Consider the following 2,182-nt stretch of genomic DNA (forward strand, 5'->3'; position numbering starts at 1 on the left):
AGTCCAAAAGCAACCTACCACTTTGCAAAAGGGGTGGTAGCGTGAAGAAAGTAAACAAGGGCACACGGGGGATGTCTAGGCTCTCAGAGGCGATGAAGGACGTGATAAGCTGCGATAAGCCACGGGGATCGGCAAATGCGACTCGATCCGTGGATCTCCGAATGGGGCAACCCGGCATGTTGAAGACATGCCATCAAATGAAGCGAACGCGCCGAACTGAAACATCTAAGTAAGCGTAGGAGGAGAAAATAACAATGATTTCCCAAGTAGTGGCGAGCGAACGGGAAAGAGCCCAAACCACCGATGTCAAGGCATCTGTGGGGTTGTAGGACCACGACATTGTACTGTGCTATGAACTGGAAGCAGGTGGGAAACTGCGCGATAAGGGTGAGAGCCCCGTACAGGCAAAGAATACAGGCATAGTGGTATCCTGAGTACCGCGGGACCGGAGAAATCCTGTGGGAATCCGCCAGCACCATCTGGCAAGGCTAAATACTCCTGAGAGACCGATAGTGGACCAGTACCGTGAGGGAAAGATGAAAAGAACCCCGAACAGGGGAGTGAAAAGAACCTGAAACCGTGTGCTTACAAGCGGTCGGAGCGGAGCGATTCCGTGACGGCGTGCCTTTTGCATAATGAGCCTACGAGTTACTCTTGTCCGGCAAGGTTAATCGATTAAGTCGAGGAGCCGAAGCGAAAGCGAGTCTGAACAGGGCGCATAGTCGGACGAGGTAGACGCGAAACCTTGTGATCTACCCTTGGGCAGGTTGAAGGTGCGGTAACACGTACTGGAGGACCGAACCGATAAACGTTGAAAAGTTTCCGGATGACCTGAGGGTAGGGGTGAAAGGCCAATCAAACTGGGAAATAGCTCGTACTCCCCGAAATGTTTTTAGGAACAGCGTCGGCATATGAGTCTAGCAGAGGTAGAGCTACCGATTGGGTGCGGGGGAGTCAAATCCTACCAAATCCAGACGAACTCCGAATGCTGCTAGATATGGCCGGCAGTGAGGCTTTGGGTGCTAAGGTCCAAGGCCGAGAGGGAAAGAACCCAGACCATCAGCTAAGGTCCCCAAATTCGTTCTAAGTTGAACTAACGAGGTCCGGTTGCCCAGACAGCTAGGATGTTGGCTTGGAAGCAGCCATTCATTTAAAGAGTGCGTAACAGCTCACTAGTCGAGCGGCCGGGCGTGGATAATAAACGGGCATCAAGAACGGTACCGAAGCTATGGATTGCAATTTATTGCACTGGTAGGGGAGCATTCCATCGGGGGCGAATCCGCAGGGTGACCTGTGGTGGACCTGATGGAAAAGCAAATGTAGGCATAAGTAACGATAAGGCGGGTGGGAAACCCGCCCACCGAAAGACCAAGGTTTCCTGATCAACGCTAATCGGATCAGGGTCAGTCGGGACCTAAGGCGCATCCGAAAGGAGGCAGCCGATGGACAACGGGTCAACATTCCCGTACTGTTGATGACTGCGATGTGGTGACGGAGTAGTGACACTGCCGCGAACTGACGGAATAGTTCGTTGAAGGGCAAAGGTATTGGACCGGTAGGCAAATCCGCCGGTACAGCTGAAGCCCGATAGTACCGCAAACCCTCGGGGGCGCGGATAGCGCAGGTAATCAGACTTCCGAGAAAACCCGCTAAGCTCCAGGTCATCAACACCCGTACCGCAAACCGACACAGGTGGTCGAGGAGAGGATCCTAAGGTGCTCGAGTGAATCATGGCTAAGGAACTCGGCAAAATGGCCCTGTAACTTCGGGAGAAGGGGCGCTTCCTCCAGCGATGGAGAAGCCGCAGTGAAAAGGCCCAGGCGACTGTTTAGCAAAAACATATGGCTTTGCGAAATCGAAAGATGAAGTATAAGGCCTGACACCTGCCCGGTGCTGGAAGGTTAAGAGGGGATGTCATCCGCAAGGAGAAGCATTGAATCGAAGCCCCAGTAAACGGCGGCCGTAACTATAACGGTCCTAAGGTAGCGAAATTCCTTGTCGGGTAAGTTCCGACCTGCACGAATGGTGTAACGATCTGGGCGCTGTCTCAGCCATGAGCTCGGTGAAATTGTGGTATCGGTGAAGACGCCGGTTACCCGCAACGGGACGGAAAGACCCCATGAACCTTCACTATAGCTTAACATTGAGATTGGGTACAGGATGTGTAGGATAGGCGGGAGTA

At 53.0% G+C, this 2,182-nt stretch carries 1 rRNA gene; it reads left to right on the top strand.

The features are described from left to right. Nucleotides 1-44 precede the first annotated feature (44 nt). A 23S ribosomal RNA gene (locus tag ACP6L2_RS18105) occupies nt 45-2,182 on the top strand; the annotation flags it as partial.

The sequence above is a fragment of the Sphingobacterium lactis genome (assembly GCF_051951495.1).
In the GTDB taxonomy this organism is placed as follows: Bacteria; Bacteroidota; Bacteroidia; order Sphingobacteriales; family Sphingobacteriaceae; genus Sphingobacterium; species Sphingobacterium lactis_A.